This is a genomic window from Sulfurimonas sp. ST-25 (genome assembly GCF_048079205.1).
Lineage (GTDB): Bacteria > Campylobacterota > Campylobacteria > Campylobacterales > Sulfurimonadaceae > Thiomicrolovo > Thiomicrolovo sulfuroxydans.
Genome location: NZ_CP182225.1, coordinates 974,199 through 993,928, shown reverse-complemented (window position 1 = coordinate 993,928; position 19,730 = coordinate 974,199). Strand labels below are relative to the sequence as shown.

Genomic DNA, 19,730 nt, shown 5'->3' with positions numbered 1-19,730 from the left:
CAGCAGTTTTAACGAACGTCAGGCGCCCGGCGTCATCTCAACGGCGACATCCAGACCTGCGTCAATATCGAGGTCGAAGGGGTTCAGCCCGTCCATATTGGCAGATTTGATCTCGGCAACGATGTTCTTCATGATCTTTTTCTGCATTGTTTCGGCACTGACAGCTCCCTCCGGGAGACCTTCGATTTTGACTTGCACTTTCTGAGACATTACGACCCTCTTGCATATGAATTTCGGAACCGACGATACAGAGTGTATCGCCGATAATTTTCCGCAAGGGATAATGCATATTTCTTTCCAAAAATTATTCACTCCTATTGTGCGGGAGGCGGCGGCGGGAATGTCGCGTAGGGTGGCTGCGGTTCCGCACTCGGCGGAACGTATGCCGGGGCTTCCTCCCCGGCCGCCCCCAGATGCCGCACATAGCGGTAAAAGGCCCGCAAATCCTTCTCTTTCATCTGGTTCAGGTTGAACCAGGGCATGGGGGGACGCGCTTTGAGGTTTTTCGCGTACGCCACCCATTTGTCCTCGGTCATCTGGCTCAGTCGGTTGCGCAGGTTCGTCGGGTAGGTCGTCCCCCAGGGGCCGCGCCATCCAAACGCACTCCCCGTCAGCCAGAGTTTCTCGGGAACGTTCCCCTCGCGCATCAGATAGTTGGGCGTATGGCAGTCGTTGCACCCCATCATCACCGCGACGTAACGCCCCTGTTCGAGCATGTCGGCCTTGTCCGCCGCCCAAAGGGAGGGCCCCGTCAGCAGCAGGACAGCACAGCAGACGGCCCCATGCCAGTTTCTTTTTTGTCTGTACGTCATCGCGTCTCCTTCATGCAAAAGGTCGCTTTCATTTTATGCCCCGCGTTCTTAGGAAATCACATCGTTTTGATATTAGAATTTATGATTAAAGCAGGCCGACCTTTTCCGAAGTGCTATAATGCCCCGAAAAAGGTTTTTGCGATGCGTACCCTCCTGCTCTTTTTGATACTGTTTTCCATCGGTACCGCCTCTGACATGGTTCCGCCCGACTTCGTCGATCTCAAAAAAGCCGTTCCCTCCCTCCGCATCGAAGCACGTTATTTCGGAAGCAACAACTTTGTCGGTCGGCCTGTTGACGGGTACGAAGCGCCGCGCTGCTACCTGACCCGTCCGGCAGCCGGAGCGTTGAAGCAGGCGGAAACCGCCCTTGCCCCCTTCGGCCTCGGCCTCAAGGTCTTCGACGCCTACCGTCCCCAGCGCGCCGTCGACCATTTCGTACGCTGGGCGAAGGATCTCGACGATACGAAGATGAAGGCGACCTACTACCCCCGTGTCGACAAAAGCGTGCTCTTCAAAGAGGGGTATATCGCGGCGCGGTCGGGGCACTCGCGCGGCAGCACGGTCGACCTGACGCTGGTCGACCGAGAAAGCGGCAAGGAGCTGGACATGGGCACCGGCTTCGATTTCTTCGGACCCGAGTCATGGCCTGAGAGCATGGCGGTGACAGCGCAGCAGCGCGCCAACCGCCTGCTGCTGCGCCGCATCATGACGCGCGCCGGTTTCCGGCCGCTGCGGGAGGAGTGGTGGCACTTTACGCTGGAAAACGAGCCCTATCCCGACCGCTATTCCGATTTTCCCGTCCGCTGACGAATCGCACTTTTAGCTTGACCTTTAGCCGTCGCTGTAGGGGTGGTAGCGCTGCACCGTCTCTTTGAGGTTCTGTTTCTGCACATGGGTATAGACCTGTGTCGTCAGCAGCGAGGCGTGCCCCAGCAGCTCCTGGACAACCCGCAGGTCCGCCCCGCCGATGATCAGCGCCGTCGCGTAGGAGTGGCGAAGGACATGGGGGGAGACCCCGAGATATTTTTGGGTGATCTTGTATGCGGAGACGCGGCTCAGCACCCGTCCCCTGTGGTTCAGCCAGAGCTGATTGCGCTCAAAAGGCACTGCATCGAGGTAGCGCTCGATCATGCGGCGGGCGGCTTCGGCGACGGGAACGAGCCGCTCTTTTTCCCCCTTGCCGTGGCGCACCCGCAGCCACTCCCCCTCGAAATCGCTCCGCTCGACGGCCAGCGCTTCGCTAATGCGCACCCCCGTCGCATAGAGGAACATGATCAGCGCCCGGTCCCGGAGGTCGGTCCACTTCTCCGTACCGATGGCTGCGACGCCCCGCTCGATCGCATCGAAACTGAGGAACTTCGGCAGCAGTTTCGGAATCTTGGCCAGAGCGAAACGTTCCGACTCCGCCGTAAAGCGGCGCGAATGGCAGAAGGCGAAAAAGGCGTTGAGCGAGGAGAGTTTGCGGTTGAGGGTGCGTTTGTTCGCGATCCCGCCGAGCAGTTTCAGCACGTCGGCGGTTTCCAGGGAGAGCAGCGGTCGCTTTGCCGCCGTTTCGAGCTGTTCGAGGTCCGAACGGTACGCCTCGACCGTCCGCTTGCTCAGGGCCTTTGTCACGGTGATGTATTCGATAAAGGCTTCGAGCGGACCGGACACGCCGACGCTACTCTTCGACGGTAATGATCTTGTCGCGCACGTAGAAGGCTTTCTCCCCGGTAAAGCTGATCCCATCGTCCAGTGCGATGCTGTAGACCTCCGTCTGCGTCATCGCTTTGTCCATGACGATCAGGTAGCCCTCTTTTTCGAGCAGGTAGAGTTTCTCTTTGCCCACGATCATCCCGAGGAAATGTGCAAAGGGGAACTTCTGTTTGGCCACCGGCTGCAGTGCCGGCGTGAGGTGGAGGACTTCCCCCTCTTTCGTTGCCGCCCAGATCCCCGAAGCGTCGAAGACGACGTCGCGAAGGTCGAGTTTCTCGCGCCGCTCCTTGTCACTCAGGCTGAAGAGGCGGTTCGGGGTGGCCGCCACCATCGTGTCGCCGATGACTTTGAAGTAGAAGACGTTGTCAAAGTAGGTTTCGGTACTGACCACCGTCGAGCGGAGCAGCTCCTTCTCCTCGTAGTTGACGACGACGAGGCGGCCGTCAAGGGTCGGGAAGATGACGAGGTTCCCGAGGAAATAGGGGTTGGCGATGCGGACATCCACCGCCGTTGCCGGCGTGCCCGGCAGCTTGTAGTAGCTCTTGCCGGTGGAGAGACGGTAGATCCCGATATCGTTGCTGGAGAAGAGGACGGCCAGGTAGTCCCCCTCTACGCTCGCAGCAGCGACCGTTTTTTCCAGCGCCAGCCGCTCCGTCTCGTTCGCGTCGTCGCGCTGCAGCGTGACGTTGCCGTCGATGCCCGTCGAGAGGTACCAGCCGCCGCTCTGCCCGAGGAAACGTTCACCGTCGGGGATCTTGAAGCCGCTGACGCCGCTTTTCCCGACGACCTGGCCTTGGCGCGCGACAGCGCCCTCGGCCCCTTTCGTGACCAGCTGGACCCCGGCACGCCGGCACGCCGGCCAGGTCGGGATCTGCTCTACCTTCGGGCGTTCGCCGACGATGGCTTCGGCCGAATGGTTCGGCGTTTTGCAGACCGGCCAGTCGTTGACGGTCTGCTCCGGCGTGTAGTACTCTTTGTTGCTGCAGCCCGAAAAGGCCAGCAGCGCGCCGACGAGAAGGAGAGAGGCCTGCTTGATCATTTCACGCCGTAGTGCGAAAGCGCTTCCGCCAGGGCGGCGAGCGGAGACTGATCCCCGATCATCTGCAGACGGCGGTGCGCCTCATCCGTTTTCCCCTCCTGCATCAGGAGCACGGCTTCATCGATCAGGGCCATCTCTTTGTAGACCCCGCCCTGGCGGTAGCTGTAGCTGCCCAGCGCCTTGGCGTCTTTGGTGATCGCCGCCGCTTCATAGCTGCTGACATCGGCGACTTCGGACGCCGGGGATGACGCCAGTGCTTGCAGCGCTTTCACATCGCCGCTTTTGATCGCTTCGGACATTTTCCATGCGTCAAAGAGCAGCGGCGCGTTTGCCTTGAGCGTCTCTTTCGCCGCCGTATTCGCCGGGTCGGACTGCAGGGTCAGGTAGGCGGCATTCGCCGCGTCGCGTTTGGAACCGGCATACGCGTCGTACGCCGCCGTTCCGATGACGGCGAGCACCACTGCCGCCACTGCCGCGATCAACGGTTTTTTGTACTTCTTGACGAACCGCTCCGTTTTGACTGCCTGTTCAAAGAACTGCTCCTCCGTGCTCAGCTCTTCCTTGACCATCGAGATATTCTCTTTGAGACTCACCCGTACTCCTCTGATACACCGCCCACAGGGGCGTTTCCGTAAGATGCTGCAAGTGTAGCTTAAATAGGGTAAAAATGCGGTAACGGGCATGTAAACACCCCTATTCAGTGGAAAGCTTGTCAATATTGTGATAAGATTTTCCTATGCTCTTAATGAGAAAACCGTGCTGCAGTGTGCTGACGTGTTTACAATGATTAAGATCGCATGGTGTATAATTCACTCTCATAATTTTTATAACTTTTTTGTAACATTCGCAACAACACAAGGAGAGAGCAATCATGAAACTGGCGACCCTGCTCTGCGCAACGGCACTCAGCCTCGGCGCTGCGACGGCCCAAAACGGCGCCCTGGCCCTGGACGAGGCCATCGACCTGCTCAAGGCCCAAAACCTCGAGATCAAAGCGGCAACCTACGACGTACAGAGCGCGAGCGAACGCGTGTCACGGGCCGGAGGGCAGCACTGGGGCTCTCTGGATTTTATCCAGAACATCGCCCGTTCCAATGATGCCGGCAATGTTTTCGGCTTCAAACTGACCGGCCGCGAAGCGAACTTCGGCGATTTCGGCGCGGAAGAGTTCATGAACAATTTTGCAGCCTGCCAGGGCGGCGACCTGACGGCGTGCGACGCCATGTATACCCAGCCGCCGGAAGCACTGAACTACCCCGGCGACCGCAACTTCTTCCAGAGCAAACTGCAGTACACCCTGCCCCTTTACGTCGGCGGAAAGATCAGCGCCTACGTCGAAGCGGCCGAGGGGATGGAGCGTCTCAAACGTCTGGACAGAACAAAGCTGCTCAATGAAAAGATCTACGAGACCCGCAAGGCCTACTACGATATGCGTCTGCTCGATGAGGCGCTCGCCAACCTGAAGACGATCCATGACAATATCGGCACCCTCGAAGCGATGACGCAGTCGATGATCCAGGAGGGGTATGCCAAACAGACGGACCTGCTTGAAGTCCAGGCGAAAAAATCCAACGTGGCGCGCTCCATCCACCAGATGGAGGCGAACGAGGCACTGCTCTATCACTACCTCAGTTTCCTCCTCGACCAGCACGTCACCGCGATAGCCCTCCCCGGTTCCGACGTTCCGCTGCCGCCGCTCGAGACGGCGGACGTCATCGCCGCCAACGTCGACGTTCAGCGTGCCCAGACGGGCCTGGAGATCCGCGAAAGCATGAAAGACGTCGCCCTTGCGGACTATCTGCCGATGATCGGCTTGATGGCCGATGTCCAGACCGCCGCCGACAGCTTTGAGCATTATGCCGTGGACAAAGGCTCCTACAGCGTCGGCGTCCAGCTCAAGTGGAACCTCTTCGCCGGCGGCAGCAGCTATGCCGCATACGAAGAGGCCCGTATCGAGGCCCTCAAGACCAAGACACAGATCGACCTGGCCAAAAAAGGGATCGCCCTGCAGGTCGACAAGATCCATACCGAGATCAAATCCCTCGATTACGAGATCGACGCCCTCTCCAAAGAGCTGGCCCTCGCCAAGGAGATCTACGCCAGCTACGAAGCGCGCTACCGCGAACAGCTCGCCTCCATGAGCGACGTCGTCATCAAACAGTCCCAGCAGCTTGAGAAGGTCCTTGCCCTGCTGGAAGTGAAGAACAAACGGACCGAACGGGTTTTCGCCCTTGAAAAACTTGCCAACGGAGTCACACAATGAAAAAACTGCTTCTCTCTTTTATCCTGGCCGCGGCCGCCCTCTATGCCGACGGCCTCACCGTCGCCGGGAGCGTCATCTCGGACAACCAGAAGATGATCACCAGCCGCTACATGGGCTTCGTCACCGAGGTCGGCGCCTCCGAGGGCGAACGGGTCAAAAAAGGGCAGCTGCTCTATACCATCGACTCGAAAGAGGTCGACACGGCCAAGGCACGGGTCGAACTCGGGATCTCCCAGGCTGAACTCGCCCTGCAGATGAACCAGAACCAGCTGAGCAACGTCCGCCTCAACCTGGCCCGCTACAAGCGCCTGCTGGAGAAGAACATGGTCAGCCAGTACGAAGTCGAGAACCTCGAACTGGCCGCCAAGAACATGGAGGACATGGTCGACATCAGCAAAAAACAGGTCGCGCAGGCCAAAGCGCAGCTCTCCGAGGTCTACAACCAGTACAACTACCTGCGGATCAAGGCACCCAACGACGGTGTCATCATCGCCAAGAACATCAAAGTCGGCGAGATGGCGATGCCGGGGATGCCCGCCTTCGTCTTGGCGGACCTGAGCGACCTCAAGATCGCCATCGAAGTCGCCGAAAGCGACCTTTCCAAAGTCCCCTACGGTACCAAGGTCGCCGTCGAGGTCCCCTCTGTCGGGCTGCTGACGACAGGCACCGTCAGCGCCATCATCCCGAGTTCCAACCCGATGACACACACCTTCCGCGTCAAGGTCGCCTTCAAAACGAGCTCAAAAGCCCCGATTTACCCGGGTATGTACGCCACGGTCACGATCCCGTAAGGAGCGCAGATGCACGCACACAAACCCTATACGCCCAAGGACTACGCAGGTAAACTCGCCCGCTACTTCATCAACAGCCCGCTGACAATGATCCTGGGGATCACCCTGCTCGCCATCGGCTATATCTCGCTGATGGTCATGCCCCGCGAAGAGAACCCCCAGATGGTCGTCAGCGGTTCTACTGTCATTATCGCCCTGCCCGGCGCCACGGCCAAAGAGGTCGAGAACGTCATCGTCCGACCCCTCGAGCGCAAGATGAAAGAGGTGCTCGGCATCGAGCACATCATGGGAATGGCCATGGACAACGTCGGCATCGTCAACGCCGCCTTCTACATCGGCGAAGAGAAAGAGGATTCGAACCTGAAGGTCTACGACAAGATCATGCAGAACGCCGACATCTTCCCCGAAAACGCGATGCAGCCGGTCATCAAACCCCTCGACATCGACGTCGACATCCCCATCGTCTCCGTGGCCTTCTACGCCAAGGATCCCTCCAAGATGGACGATACCCGGCTCTACGATGCGGTCAAGAACCTCCAGCACGCCATCAACGGCCTTCCCAACGTCGCCGTCACGGCGCTCAAAGGGGGGCATAAGCACCAGTACAACATCCTCGTCGACCTGAACAAACTCTCCGGCTACAACCTCTCGCTGGGGCAGATCACCCAGGCGGTCCAGGCCCTCGCCTACAACGTGCCGGCGGTCAAGAACCGTACCAAAGAGGGCGAGATCGTCATTATGGGCATCAAGAACGCCATCGAAAGCGTCCAGGACGTCGAGGACATCATCGTCGCCCAGTACATGGGGGCGCCGATTCACCTGCGCGACGTCGCCAAGGTCGAAGACGGCTATGACATCCAGAATTTCCGTACCGCCAGCATCAGCGTCCGCGACGGCGACACCTTCACCCCGGCACAGGAGCAGGTCACCCTGACGATCTCCAAGCTCAAAGGCACCAATGCCGTCGTCATCGCCGACGAGGTCAAAGAGGCCCTTGAAAACTTTAAGCCTATGCTCGAAAAAGCGGGGATCAAATACTCCATCACCCGTAACGACGGGGAGCGCGCCAACGAGGCGGTCAACGAGCTGGTCTTCCACCTCATCATCTCCATCGTCATTATCGCGATCCTGCTCGTCTTCGTCCTGGGATGGCGTGAATCGCTCATCGTCACCTTTACCGTTCCGGCCATCCTGGCGATCACCCTCTTTATCGCCTACATCACCGGGCAGACGATCAACCGGATCACCCTCTTTGCGTTCCTGCTCTCGCTGGGGCTCCTCGTCGATGCGGCGATCATCGTCATCGAGAACATCCACCGGCACTTCCACTCGGTGGAATCGGCGGACATGCCCAAGGACGACCTGCTCGTCGAGGCGACCGACGAGATCGGGCCGCCGACGAACATCGCCACCTTCGCCATCATCCTCACCATGGTCCCGATGGCCTTCGTCGGCGGCATGATGGGGCAGTTTATGAAACCGATCCCGGCCAACGTTCCGGTGGCGCTGATCGCGTCGCTCTTCGTCGCCTATATCTTTACCCCCTACTTCGCCAAGCGGATGATGCACCGTCCCGACCATGCGAAACACGAAGGAGGCCATAAATGATCTTCCAGAAGTTCGAAAGCTTCATTACGGCGCTGCTGCTGAGCAGAACCCAGAAGAAGATGATCCTGATCGCGACCCTCGTCGCCTTCATCCTCTCCGTGCTGATGATCGCGCCGACCGAGATCGTCAAGGCGAAGATGCTGCCGGGCAAGAACAACGACACCTTTACCATCTACGTTGATCTTCCCAACGGCTCCTCCATCCGCCAGACAGACGCCGTCAGCCAGTGCGTCACCTCCTTCATCCAGAAGGAGCAGGAGGTGCTCGACACGGAGACCTTCCTCGGCATGGGCTCGCCCCTCGACTTTGCGGGCCTTATCAAGGGGAGCCACTTCAAAAATTCGGAGAACGTCTCCGAGATCGTTATCAACCTGACCAAGAAGCATGACCGCGACGAGCCCTCCTACATGATGGTCCAACGCATCCGCCCGGTGATCCAGGAGGCGTGCCAGCCCATCGTAGCTGGCACGAACATCAAGTTCGTCGAACCGCCGGCGGGACCGCCGACCCTGGCCGCCATCGTCGCGGAGATCTACGGGCGCGACGCCGAAGGCATCCGTGAGCTCGCCGGCAAGGTCGCCGCGATCTTCCACCAGACGGCGGGTCTCGTCGACATCGACGTCATGGCCGACGAGCTCTACGACCGTTTCGACCTCAAGGTCAACAGTACGAAGATTACCCGCTCGGGCCTTTCCATCAAGCAGGTCAACGACATCATCTACCTCGCGTTCGAGGGGATGGACATCGCCGTCAAAAACAGCGAGACGATCAACGAGCAGATCCCGATCTTCCTGACGCTGAGCCCGGAATCGAAGGTCTTCAGCCGCAAGGACAAACGCGCCCTTGAACAGAAGCTCTCCGGGCTGCGCCTGATGAACAGCAACGGCCTGCTCGTACCGCTCACCGAGGTCGTCGACATCATCCCGACACGCGCGAACCCGATGATCATGAGCAAGGACCTGCACCAGATGGTCAACGTCGTCGCCGAAACGGACATGGTCTCCCAGGTCTACCCGCTGATGGATGCGCGCCATATGATCCTCGACACTCTCTCCGAGCAGTACGATATCGAGAAGAGCGGCCTGTTCGACCTCTCCCTCACCGACAGGAATACGGGGAGCCATTACGAGCTGCACTGGGACGGCGAGATGGAAGTCACCCTCGACACCTTCCGGGACCTGGGCGGGGCCTTCATCGCTGCGCTCGTGCTCATATTCTTGCTGATGGTCGTCTACTACAAGAGCTTTACGCTCAGCGGCATCGTCCTGCTGGGGAGCTTCCTCTCCATTATCGGGGTTATCGTGGGCCACTTCATCATGGACCTCTTCAGCGCCGACACCTTCTTCCTGACGGCGACGTCGCTGATCGGCTTCATCGCCCTGATCGGGATCAGTTCGCGCAACTCGCTGCTGCTTATCGACTTCACTAAGTCGCTGATGAGTGAAAAGGGGATGCATAAAACGGAAGCGCTCGCCTATGCCGCCGCCACCCGCGCCAAGCCGATCTTCCTGACGGCGACGGCGATCATCCTCGCCTCGACCCTGCTCGCCAGCGACGCCGTCTTCGGCGGACTGGGCGTCGCGCTTATTTTCGGTACCATCGCCGCCGTCGTCGCGTCGCTGATGGTCGTGCCGGTGCTGCTGCACAATGCCGACCTCGAGCGCCACTTCGGTTTCAAAGAGCGCAAAGCCGTCTCCGTCTACGAGCCGTAAGCCTCTAACCCGCCCGCCCAAAAGCCCCCGGGCTTTTGACGCCATCTCTTTTTCCCTCCCCTTTTTCCCCATGGTGTGTTGAGCATCAGCGGATAGCTTTTTTTCAGCGATCTTGGCCGGTTTGAACTATTTGACTATGATGGAACCATCAGAACAGGTGTTGGCGCACCCGGGTGCCAACAGCACTTTACCCAGACGTTTGGAGGTATCCTATGGCACGAAAGTCCACCGAGATCGTACCCGGAGGCATTGACGCGTACATCGAAAAATACCCGCAGGAGGTGCGCAACCGCCTGCATGAGATCCGCGGCATCATAGAGACCGCCGCGCCGGGTGCCACGGAAACCGTCAGTTACTTTGAAATGCCCGGTTATCTTTATGAGGGGTATGACTATCATGGCATGTTCGCCTGGTTCAGCTACAAGCATCCCCATGTCCGCTTGCATGTCCGGCCACCGGTACTGGAAGAGCATCATAAGGAGCTTGAAAATTACACGAAGACCAAATCCATCATCAGCTTCCCGGCGGACAAAGCCATACCGAAGGCGCTGGTCACGAAGCTGGTGCAGGCAAGCATCCGGGTCATGAAGCAAAAATCCAACGCCCCGAAAAAACCAAAATGACGCCTATCGTTCTTGCCGCCATCACGCTGCTGATTTTAACGGCTCTGTTCCATATCTACTGGGCCTTTGGCGGAGAAGCCGGCCTGAACAGGGCGCTGCCGACCAGGGACGGCAAGCGCCTCTTCAACCCCGGCGGCCTCCTGACCTTTGTCGTCGCGCTTGCGTTGTTCGCGTGTGCGTTTGTGGCCTATTCGCTTCATTTCGATGCTTCTCCCGCGAAATTGACCGTCTCTGCAGGCTGGATACTCTCGGTGCTTTTCATTCTCCGGGCCGTCGGCGACTTCAATGCCGTCGGTTTTTTTAAAATAATCACCTCCACGGATTTTGCAGTGTACGACACAAAATATTTTTCTCCGCTCTGTCTCTGTCTGGGCATTCTCTATGCCCTGCTTGCATCTCACGCATAAGCGCTCCGCCCCCGAAAGAAATACGGTTCTCCATCTTTCCCGAACGACACGCACCTGTCGGCGTTCCCTTTCTCTGTCAGAAAGAAAAAATATCTATTTTAAGTTAAATAATTATTATTTAAGTTTTTTGCTGTTACCTTGAGCGGGTCAGCTTTTTTGTTCCGTTTTGATAGATGCCTGCCGGCGATGCACTGTTTTTTTGACGCACTATTGGGATGTCGACAAAAAAGGATCTTTCTGAAACGCGGAAGTACACCGTCAACCCCTATCTGAACCAGCGTCAGATACCCCCGACTGTTCAACACAAAGGATACGGCATGAGCAGAGTAAGTATCAACGGCATCTTGAAACCGACAGGTGACACCGACGTCACGGACCAATACCTTGGGCACTTTCTGAAGGTAAGCTATATTCAGGAGATCGGCGGCCATTCGACCTACAGCAAAGACCGTGTCGATGTCCAGCCCAACGGCGCTTTCCGTTTCTTCCTGCCCCAACAGGAGCTGCTGGCCAGCCAATCCGTCACCGTGGAGGTCTACGCCCCCGACGGCGAACTGCTCGGCTCGCAGATTTACAGTTACGGCAGTCTGAACGCCTCCAATACGGACGCAAGCGCCGAAGACGACACGCAGCCGATGGAAATCGGTGTCGACCCCAAGGTCATCACCTTCGGCGGGTCCAATCCTGTCGCGGACGATTCCCGGCTTGTATCGGGCATGCTGGTGGACATCTCCGGCGAGCGCAGCGCTGCGGGGCTCTCCGTCGTCCTCATGGTGGCGACCGACCCTGACGCCGACCCGGGGAGCGAAGACTTCCATCCGCTCTTTTCGGTCCGGACCAACAAAGACGGGAGTTTCTTCGCCCGCGTCGGCAGCGACGCCTATGCCCAGGCGTACGGCATCGTCGCCGGCCTGGAAGAGACACCCATCCCCGTTACCCTCTCGACCCTGGAGAACAAGCAGATCATCCCCAAAAACATCCTCCTCGTCGCCGACCTCTCTACGCTTCCCGAAGGGATCGGAGACACCGGGAGCACGCCGACGCTTCCGGAGACGGCCGAAATGATCGGCAACCCCTCCTTTACCCAGGACCTTGGAGGCAAATGTGTCGACTTCACGATCCCGAACCGCACCCTCGAGGAGTACAGTTTCTATCATACCGTGCGGACGACCGAGCCCGAGATCAGAGGGCTGACGATCACCGCCAAAGAGAGCAAAAAGCTCAAAACGGAACTGCTCGATATTTCGGAGACGCTTTTCGGCGTCTTCAGCCGCATGAACAGTTCCATGAAGACGCTCTCGCTGAACGCCTATACGGTCGACGACGAGAAGACGGCGCAGGCGATGACGACGGAGCAGCCCACCGCCGTGGCGGAACCGGTCATGATGCGCTCGTTCAGCAGCGGCACGGCCCAGTTTACCACCGAACCCGTCTACCACCTGAAGATGGAAACCGCCGTCGGGCAGTTGAAATTCAGTTCCGCGAACCTGACCTCATACAAACTGGATTTCAGCGCCCTGCTGAAAATCCTCGCCGAACAGGCACGCCGCAAAACGGCGCTGCAGGAGCTTCACCGCGAACTCGCGGCCGCGTACTGCGGCAAAAAAGGGGCCCGGGAAGCGGAAACATACTGTGAATCACTTGCCTCCGAAGACGCGCTGAACCGCGCCACGGTCGCCTCCCTGCTGGGGCACATCAAAACCTACGCCGACGCGGAAAACAGCACCCTGTTCGCCGGCAATGTCATTCCGAACCAGATACACGACTACATCAAAGATTTCCAGTCACTGGTCAAGCAGCCTTTCGTCGACGCGGGGCTGATCACCGTCATGCAAAAACGTGCCGAAAAACTGATCGGGAGCATCGATCTCCAGACCAAGGAGTCCCAGGACCAGGAGGAGCTGCTCGGCTACTTCAGGCGCCTCGTCTCCGAACTGGCCGAAGTGGACCAGAAGGGGTTCTATACCTTCGAACCCTGCCCCACCCGCGAAACCGATACAATGGGAATACTCTGCATTATGCAGCAGTTCGAGCAGATCAGGGAGACCCTCCGCAACAAGACGGTCTTCACCCTGGGCGAAATTCTCTCGATCCGCGACAATTACGATACCTACGTGACCAGCATCTCCGCCTTTCTCAGCCTGCTGGAGCGCTTTCACACCTTCTATACGACGGGTTCCAACCTTCTGATCTCGCTTGAGGACGACTATTTTGTCCAACACTACCACAGCACCAAGAGTGCCCTCAGTACCCTCAAGCGGCAGATCTACGCGGCCATTACCCGGATCGAGGCGCTGGAAGCGGCCTATATCTCGAACCATCCCGGCCGCAGGGAGCTGACTGTGGAGACAAGCATCGACTGGGACGAAACGCCGACGGTGTACGAGAACACGACGATCGCCCACGGGCATATCCTCCATTTCAAGCAGAAGTGGAAAGCGGACGGCTACTCCCTCGGCGACCTGCTCTACAGCCTGCCGCTGGCCCCCTGCCAGGAGAAACAGATCGCCATCATCGACTGGGACCGGGAAGAGCGTGCATCACGCACGGAGGCGCAGACGGTCGCCGAGTCGCTCACGGCGGACCTCTCCCGCGACAGGGACATCAGTGAAATCATCAATTCGAGTTTCCAGGAGAATATCAGCGCCAGCTCCACCAACAAGACCAGCAGCACGAGCGCGGGCATAGGCGGCGGGATCGTCGGGGGAATCGGCGGCCTCTTCGGCGGGGTCTCCCACTCCGGCGCCTCGTCGCGCTCGACGGCCAACCAGGATTCGGCCAGGAACCTCTCCGGCAGCACGCTGAACCGCCTGCAGGACAACATCTCCCAGTCGGCCTCGTCGCTCCGCAGCCAGCGCAGCACGGTCGTCCAGACCGTCGGCCAGAACGAGACGATGACCGTACAGACTGAGGTCGTCAAAAACAACAACCACTGCCACGCCATGACCGTGGAGTATTTCGAAGTGCTGAAGCACTACGCCATCGAACAGGAGCTTGCGGATGTGCAGGAGTGCCTCTTCGTTCCCCTGCCGATGTCGGACTTCGACCATGCGAAGATCCTGCGCTGGAAAGACACGCTCCGAAGGGCGGTCTACGGTACGCAGCTGCGCCGCGGATTTGATGCCATTGAACGCATGGCGAACAACTACGCCGACTCGGACCTGCCGGAGGGGAGCTATGCCGACGAGACCATTCAGAACTTTTCGGGCCACTTCTCCATCTCTTTCGAACTGAAACGCCCCTATATCAGCCAGATCGAGGAGCAGACGAAAACCATTACGGAGACCGTTGAGCTCAAGGAGTGGTTCTTCTGGTATCCCTACGTCCTGAAGTTCACCTACGACAAAGAGGTCCCGCTGACCGAAGCGGAAAAAGACGCCATTTTCGAAGCGGACTACGCACCGGAGATCGTACGCAAATTTATCGATACCATCGACATCTACGGGATCGACGAGAGCGGCAGCGAAGTGCGCCTGGACCTGGACTACACCCTGATGTCGAACTACCGCAAAGGGATCGCGCTGCAGGTGAACATCGCCAGCAAGGAGATCCCGACCGTGACGCGCCGCCAGATCCAGCACCTCCGTTTCCGGGCCAATACGACCGTGCACGCCTCGTCAAAGATCATCCTGCGCACGGCCTATCTGCACTATCGGACGAACCATATGAGCAGCTACATTGTCCGAAACGGCCGCGTCAACAACGACATCATCAACATCGTCAAGGTCAGCGGCGTCTGGTTCGATCCCACGATTGAAGTGGTGACCGATGCCGCGCTGCTGTATACACCGCTGACGGACAAGGAACTGAGAGACCCGCGCAAAGAGGACCGCAAAGCCGCCGCGGCGCTGGTCAGCCACCTAAACGAACATCTGGAACTGTCGCACAAGGTCATTTGGACGAGCCTGGATGCCAGCCGCCTCTTCGGCCTGCTCGACGGCTACATCGCTCCCAACTCCGGCAACAAGAGCGTTGCCAGCGTCGTCGAGAACAAGGTGATGGGCGTCGTCGGGAACAACCTCGTGCTCAAGGTCGTCCCGGGCGAAAGGCTCGACCCCGTCTTCAGGAATGTCGAGGACCTTATCGGCCATTACAAGACCGCGACGAAACCCGACCCGTTCCGCATCAGCGTTCCGACCAAAGGCGTCTACGCCGAATCCGTCATGGGCAAATGCAACAGCTGCGAACCGATCGACGATACGCGGCACTGGCGCTTCAAGGACGAGCCGTGCGGAACGACGCCGACGCCGATCGCCCCTGTCTCCACCGACAGCCGCCAGTCGGACGTGGGAAGCCTGCAGGTCAAGGATCTCCCGTCGAGCATCATCAATATGCAGACCGCACCGAACGCCCCGGACCCGACCGGCCTGGGCGCCGCCTTCGAACTGCTGGGCAAGAGCGACGCCTTCAAAGACATGACCGGTCTCGCCGGCACCCAGGCCAACGCCATCAAAGCCCTCGAGACCACCTCGAAAAGCGTTACCGACCTGGCGGGCATGGCGGCGGATCTGAAGAAGCAGACGGCAATGAAAAAAGATATCGGCAAAACCCTGCAGACCATCGACGACGCCAAGAAGAAAAACCAGATCTCCGATATGCAGGCGAACGGCCTCTCCTACAGCGCGCTCAGCTCCATGGTCGGTGAACCGACGAAGAAAGAGGCGCAGGGCACGACTGTGGACGAGGTCAAGGACCTGGCGAAGAGCGCCGGGGACAATAAAGCTTCCGTCAAGGTCAACCGTCCGTCGGGCGAGCAGATCGAGGTCGATGCCCGTCCCCAGGACGCGGCGGCCGAATTGGAATTTTCGACAAAGACGGCGATCATTTTGCCGACCCCGCAGAGCAGCCCCGATTCAAGGGCGTTCTTCCCCTCCAGGGATGATAAAAGCGGCGTCATTGAAGTCGCGGCACAGATCAACAACGCCCCTTCGGGCGGCTCGCACCGCTGGACGCGCCCCGATGTCGATGCAATGGACATCGACGCGCAGAACAGCCTGCGGACCATCGTTCGCGGCAAGAAGCCGGGGCTGCAGGAGCTCGATTTTACCGTCCGCGACAGCGCGGGGAGCGCCGTGGCCAGCCAGAAACTGACGCTCTGCATTCCCCAGTTTGTCACCATCGACGAAGATGCCATTGCGTCGCCGACGCCCTTTGACGACTTCCTCGCGCAGTTCAAACTGGACGCCAAGAAGAACGAAGTACTACAGGAAGCGAAAGAGGTGTGCGACCATCTGCTCAGAACGTCGAATGTCCGCACAATCTGGCGCGTCGGCCCGTTCAGCGAGACGGTGCCCGCCCATCTTCCCGCGAACCATGTGACGACGCTGAAGATTCACAACGAACCGCCGGCAATCTATGCCGGGACACCGGGGGTCACCCATACACCGGCAGGCGCTGCCGTTCTCAACGAGACCATTGACATCTACCCGGGAGCACTGGACGACTCGAACTCGCACGAGATCAGCATCGAAGTCCAGGCGCTGCTCATCCAGATCCAGAACCAAACCATGACGGCGGACCTGGAAAGCTTTGCCACCACGTTGCTGGGCCGCCTGCTCGGGAGCATCATGTCGCACGAAATCATTCACAGCCTCTTGGCCTTTGATATCCCCAGCGGCCACAATGCGCCGAAAATCCCGGGCGATATCATGAACCAGGGCACCGATTTGACATTCACAGAATTGACCGGATTCGAAGACACCGCACACACGAGTCCGCTCGATCCGATCGACTTCATCGACCACGGCATCGTCTCCCTCGCCGGCCTGCTGGCCACCAACCAGGGGCGCATGGATGCGCGCTTCCCCGTGCCGCCGGCATTCACCTGACCCGGGGTGTGCTGACAGCACACCTCATTAATTCACCCATTCCCGAATGCATCTTCCTTCCCACGTACACTCCCAGCAGACTGGCCGGGAGAACGGGCTTCCGGGCTATTGAACCGTGGAAAAAAGCACTCGTCCGCACCGGCGGGAGCCCCGTGTGCACAGTGTATTTGAACCGCCGGCAGAGTAGAATACCTGCAGATGAACCAAAGGGGTGCTATGGCTATCGAACTGCGCCGGGCGACGGAAGAGGACCTGCCCTTCCTCACGGAAGCACTCCACAAGACCTTTCTTTATCTGATGGCACAGGGAGAAGACCCCTACTGCAAGGGGTTCGGTGCGCTGACCGTCGAGGAGATGGAGACGTACCTGCTGGAGTACCTCGACGAACGCAAAGCGCGGACCTTCATCCTGCAAAACGCGCAGGAGGAGATCGGCTGCATCATGGGCAAAATCGCCCCGTCGCACCTGAGCGCTTCCGGGCTGGGACTCGTCGGCTGGATCGGGCTTTGTTACGTCGACGCGCGTTTTCGACGGGCGAACCACTGCGTGCAGATGTACGAAAAGATTCAGGCATGGTTCGGCTCCATGGCCATCGACATCGTCGAACTGAGCTATATGGCGTCGAACCTCGCCGCGCAGTCGACCTGGGACAAGCTGGGCTTCGAGCCTTTCCGCGTCATCGCCTACAAAAAGATCAATCCAACCGAAGAGGCCTAGGCCGCTCAAACAATTTCCCGGCCCTCGGCCGCCCAAGGAGTCCGCCATTCTTCCATACGACGAGACCCATTACGCCCGACAGCTCGACGCGACGGCGGCGCAGCTCGACACCCTGCCGCTCTACCGTCTTGACAGCGAGACCGCCGCGCTGAAAAGCGCCTTCGATCTTGTTTACGACGCGGGCGTCTTTGCCTTTCACCGCTACTCCCCCGAGTTGCATGATGAGATGAAATTCCGCCTCTTCAACACGCTTGCCCCCCGCTCGGGCAGCCTCGCCTTCCTGGCCATCCAGATCCTCGCGGCGAACAAGATCATGCACGCCAACCGTTTTGCGCAGATGGAGACCTACCTGGCCAGACGCTGCGGCATCGCCATCAACCACCTTCGCGCCCCGGTGACGGTCGTTTCCGGCACACGGCAGGGCGGTAGCTACCGCCTCAGCGGTCGGCTGACATGGGCCAGCGGCTACGGCATCTTTGATACCCTCGTCGTCGGCTTCCACTGCGAAGGGCGGGAGCTGCAAGCGGTAATCCCCTTCGAACCCCGCGAGGGCTTCACCGTGGGTGAGGTGACCGAAACCTTCGTCGGCAACGCAATGCATACCGTCGATATCGTCCTGGACGAGTACGAAGTGCCCCAAGAGCACATCGTCGCCTCGCACCCCCTCGGTACCTACACAAAGAACAAATCCGTCTCCAAAACGATCCACTACGCCCTCTACGGCATCGGCCTCGGCGCCGTGGATGCACTGGAAGACGAGGAGGTCCGGCGCAAAGCCAAAGCGGGTCTGGAAACGGTAAAAGACGCCTTCCTCGCTACAAAAGATGGCGAAGAACTGGACAGGCTCCGCGTGGAGCTCTTCGAACTCGTCCAGCGCATAGTCACCACCGGCATGATCCTGCACGGCGGCCGCTCCGTCCTCTCTAGCGAACGGCTGCAGCGCTACTACCGCGAACTCGTCATGTTTAACGCCAACGGCCTCAATACTGCGCTCAAAACCCTGCATAAGCAGGCCTTCCTCTCGGCATTCGAACAGAGGCATTAAAAGTCCAACGGGCTTTTGATGCTCTCTTTGTTCAGCTCCTTGACGACATGGGTATAGATCATCGTCGTCTCGACGCTCTTGTGCCCGAGCAGTTCCTGGATGGAACGTATATCGACGCCGCTTTGCAGCAGATGCGTGGCGTAGCTGTGGCGGAAGATATGCGAGGTCACCCTTTTGTGGATACCGGACTTCTCGGCTGCCAGTTTTATATTTCTCCCGAACGTTCTTTCAAGGATGTGATGCCGGCGCCGGAGGCCCGTTCGCGGATCGGTCGAAATCGTCTTCATGGGAAAAAGATACTGCCATTTCGTTTCTTTGTGCGCTGCGGGATATTTGCGTTCCAGCGCATGGGGAAGATAGACAGATCCGCAACCGTCAGCCAGGTCCATCCGGTGGAGCTCTTCGACGTACTCTACCTGCAGGCGAAGCCGCTGTTTGATCTTCTGCGGCAGCGGCACCGTCCTGTCCTTGAGACTTTTGCTGTCCCAGACGTAGACACGGTCAAATCCGAAATCGATATCTTTGACTCTCAGTTGCAGCACCTCTTTCATCCGCAGGCCGCACCCGTACATGAGATAGGCCATCAACTGGTAGACACCGGCAAGCCCTGAAAGAATCCGGATGACCTCCTCTTTGGTCAGGACAACGGGGACATGCACTCTCTGCTGCGCCCGCAACGCCTGGATGTTCTGGTCTTTCAACGGGATGCCCAATACCTGGGTATAGAGGAACAGCAGTGCATTGAAAGCCTGGTTCTGGGTTGTCGCACTGACGTTTCTTTCTACGGCGAGATGGGTCAGAAACGCTTCGATCTCTGCCTTGCCCATCTCGGCGGGATGCTTTTTGTGGTGGAAAAAAATATAGCGTTTCACCCAACCGACATAACTTTTTTCCGTCTGCATACTGTAATGTCTGAGACGTATCTGTTCCCGAACCAGATCAAGAAGTTTCTTTTTCGACATAATGGCCATCCTTCAATACGCAGGACATAGTGTCCAATAAGCACATATTTCAATGATATGCGGACACTTCGTCCGAATATCAAAATACCGAGGACGTTCAAACAGAAATAATTTTAAGAAAAAAAGCGTAGTATTAACAGATATATTTCAATTTGTTTAATATTGCGATTAAATATCCAATACCCGGACACTCTTAGTTTCCGGGTATCTATAGGTATTCAAGCGATT

The 19,730-nt window shown here is 58.4% G+C and carries 16 protein-coding genes; 10 read left to right on the top strand and 6 right to left on the bottom strand.

All coding sequences use genetic code 11. The annotated features are described in order from the left end of the window. Positions 1 to 18: 18 nt before the first annotated feature. Both ACM66T_RS05040 and ACM66T_RS05035 read right to left on the bottom strand, forming a co-directional pair. Entirely contained in the window at positions 19 to 210 is a 192-nt protein-coding gene (locus tag ACM66T_RS05040) for a hypothetical protein (RefSeq protein ID WP_231020941.1), read from the bottom strand. 104 nt (positions 211 to 314) lie between these two features. Further along, entirely contained in the window at positions 315 to 812 is a 498-nt protein-coding gene (locus tag ACM66T_RS05035; protein ID WP_416768841.1) for a hypothetical protein, read from the bottom strand. A gap of 141 nt (positions 813 to 953) precedes the next feature. Between ACM66T_RS05035 and ACM66T_RS05030 the strand changes: the two genes are divergently transcribed. Next, positions 954 to 1,619 (top strand): M15 family metallopeptidase, encoded by a 666-nt coding sequence (locus ACM66T_RS05030; protein ID WP_416768840.1) that lies wholly within the window; start codon positions 954 to 956, stop codon positions 1,617 to 1,619. A gap of 24 nt (positions 1,620 to 1,643) precedes the next feature. On the opposite strand, the gene ACM66T_RS05025 is transcribed toward ACM66T_RS05030, so the two are convergent. The 3 genes from ACM66T_RS05025 to ACM66T_RS05015 are packed head-to-tail and all read right to left on the bottom strand — an operon-like array spanning position 1,644 to position 4,139. After that, a complete protein-coding gene (locus tag ACM66T_RS05025; RefSeq protein WP_416768839.1) occupies positions 1,644 to 2,465 on the bottom strand; it encodes a tyrosine-type recombinase/integrase in 822 nt (273 codons plus the stop codon). Positions 2,466 to 2,472: 7 nt separating this feature from the next. After that, complete coding sequence (locus tag ACM66T_RS05020) at positions 2,473 to 3,546, bottom strand: hypothetical protein (RefSeq protein WP_416768838.1); 1,074 nt, start codon at positions 3,544 to 3,546, stop codon at positions 2,473 to 2,475. Next, positions 3,543 to 4,139, bottom strand: coding sequence for a hypothetical protein (locus ACM66T_RS05015; RefSeq protein WP_416768837.1), 597 nt, complete (start codon positions 4,137 to 4,139; stop codon positions 3,543 to 3,545). Before ACM66T_RS05015 ends, ACM66T_RS05020 begins: the two co-directional genes overlap by 4 nt. Before the next feature lie 278 nt (positions 4,140 to 4,417). On the opposite strand from ACM66T_RS05015, the gene ACM66T_RS05010 reads away from it, so the two are divergent. The 9 genes from ACM66T_RS05010 (at position 4,418) to ACM66T_RS04970 (ending at position 18,540) form a co-directional block, all read left to right on the top strand. Next, positions 4,418 to 5,809 carry a TolC family protein gene (locus ACM66T_RS05010; protein ID WP_416768836.1) on the top strand — a complete coding sequence of 464 codons (1,392 nt, stop codon included), beginning with the start codon at positions 4,418 to 4,420 and terminating at the stop codon, positions 5,807 to 5,809. Then, positions 5,806 to 6,600 (top strand): efflux RND transporter periplasmic adaptor subunit, encoded by a 795-nt coding sequence (locus ACM66T_RS05005; protein WP_416768835.1) that lies wholly within the window; start codon positions 5,806 to 5,808, stop codon positions 6,598 to 6,600. Before ACM66T_RS05010 ends, ACM66T_RS05005 begins: the two co-directional genes overlap by 4 nt. A 9-nt stretch (positions 6,601 to 6,609) precedes the next feature. Then, on the top strand, positions 6,610 to 8,208 hold the full coding sequence (locus ACM66T_RS05000; protein WP_416768834.1) for an efflux RND transporter permease subunit: 1,599 nt from the start codon (positions 6,610 to 6,612) through the stop codon (positions 8,206 to 8,208). Next, positions 8,208 to 9,920 (top strand): efflux RND transporter permease subunit, encoded by a 1,713-nt coding sequence (locus tag ACM66T_RS04995; protein WP_416768923.1) that lies wholly within the window; start codon positions 8,208 to 8,210, stop codon positions 9,918 to 9,920. The genes ACM66T_RS05000 and ACM66T_RS04995 overlap by 1 nt, the downstream gene beginning before the upstream one ends. 212 nt (positions 9,921 to 10,132) lie before the next feature. Next, on the top strand, positions 10,133 to 10,543 hold the full coding sequence (locus ACM66T_RS04990; RefSeq protein WP_416768833.1) for an iron chaperone: 411 nt from the start codon (positions 10,133 to 10,135) through the stop codon (positions 10,541 to 10,543). Next, entirely contained in the window at positions 10,540 to 10,950 is a 411-nt protein-coding gene (locus tag ACM66T_RS04985) for a DUF3995 domain-containing protein (protein WP_416768832.1), read from the top strand. Before ACM66T_RS04990 ends, ACM66T_RS04985 begins: the two co-directional genes overlap by 4 nt. A gap of 317 nt (positions 10,951 to 11,267) precedes the next feature. Then, positions 11,268 to 16,778 carry a hypothetical protein gene (locus tag ACM66T_RS04980; protein ID WP_416768831.1) on the top strand — a complete coding sequence of 1,837 codons (5,511 nt, stop codon included), beginning with the start codon at positions 11,268 to 11,270 and terminating at the stop codon, positions 16,776 to 16,778. 216 nt (positions 16,779 to 16,994) lie between these two features. Continuing rightward, positions 16,995 to 17,495, top strand: coding sequence for a GNAT family N-acetyltransferase (locus tag ACM66T_RS04975; protein ID WP_231020928.1), 501 nt, complete (start codon positions 16,995 to 16,997; stop codon positions 17,493 to 17,495). A gap of 226 nt (positions 17,496 to 17,721) precedes the next feature. Further along, positions 17,722 to 18,540: a hypothetical protein gene (locus ACM66T_RS04970; protein ID WP_416768830.1), complete on the top strand. Its 819-nt coding sequence runs from the start codon at positions 17,722 to 17,724 to the stop codon at positions 18,538 to 18,540. Here ACM66T_RS04970 and ACM66T_RS04965 read toward each other — a convergent pair. Beyond that, positions 18,537 to 19,511: an integron integrase gene (locus ACM66T_RS04965; protein WP_416768829.1), complete on the bottom strand. Its 975-nt coding sequence runs from the start codon at positions 19,509 to 19,511 to the stop codon at positions 18,537 to 18,539. The two genes, ACM66T_RS04970 and ACM66T_RS04965, sit on opposite strands and share 4 nt — an antisense overlap. Positions 19,512 to 19,730 lie beyond the last annotated feature (219 nt).

Bases quoted from the DNA above. Each gene is read 5' to 3' on its own strand.
- ACM66T_RS05040 (WP_231020941.1), bottom strand. From the start codon at position 210: ATGTCTCAGAAAGTGCAAGTCAAAATCGAAGGTCTCCCGGAGGGAGCT.
- ACM66T_RS05035 (WP_416768841.1), bottom strand. From the start codon at position 812: ATGACGTACAGACAAAAAAGAAACTGGCATGGGGCCGTCTGCTGTGCT.
- ACM66T_RS05030 (WP_416768840.1), top strand. From the start codon at position 954: ATGCGTACCCTCCTGCTCTTTTTGATACTGTTTTCCATCGGTACCGCC.
- ACM66T_RS05020 (WP_416768838.1), bottom strand. From the start codon at position 3,546: ATGATCAAGCAGGCCTCTCTCCTTCTCGTCGGCGCGCTGCTGGCCTTT.
- ACM66T_RS05010 (WP_416768836.1), top strand. From the start codon at position 4,418: ATGAAACTGGCGACCCTGCTCTGCGCAACGGCACTCAGCCTCGGCGCT.
- ACM66T_RS05005 (WP_416768835.1), top strand. From the start codon at position 5,806: ATGAAAAAACTGCTTCTCTCTTTTATCCTGGCCGCGGCCGCCCTCTAT.
- ACM66T_RS05000 (WP_416768834.1), top strand. From the start codon at position 6,610: ATGCACGCACACAAACCCTATACGCCCAAGGACTACGCAGGTAAACTC.
- ACM66T_RS04990 (WP_416768833.1), top strand. From the start codon at position 10,133: ATGGCACGAAAGTCCACCGAGATCGTACCCGGAGGCATTGACGCGTAC.
- ACM66T_RS04985 (WP_416768832.1), top strand. From the start codon at position 10,540: ATGACGCCTATCGTTCTTGCCGCCATCACGCTGCTGATTTTAACGGCT.
- ACM66T_RS04980 (WP_416768831.1), top strand. From the start codon at position 11,268: ATGAGCAGAGTAAGTATCAACGGCATCTTGAAACCGACAGGTGACACC.
- ACM66T_RS04975 (WP_231020928.1), top strand. From the start codon at position 16,995: ATGGCTATCGAACTGCGCCGGGCGACGGAAGAGGACCTGCCCTTCCTC.
- ACM66T_RS04970 (WP_416768830.1), top strand. From the start codon at position 17,722: ATGAAATTCCGCCTCTTCAACACGCTTGCCCCCCGCTCGGGCAGCCTC.
- ACM66T_RS04965 (WP_416768829.1), bottom strand. From the start codon at position 19,511: ATGGCCATTATGTCGAAAAAGAAACTTCTTGATCTGGTTCGGGAACAG.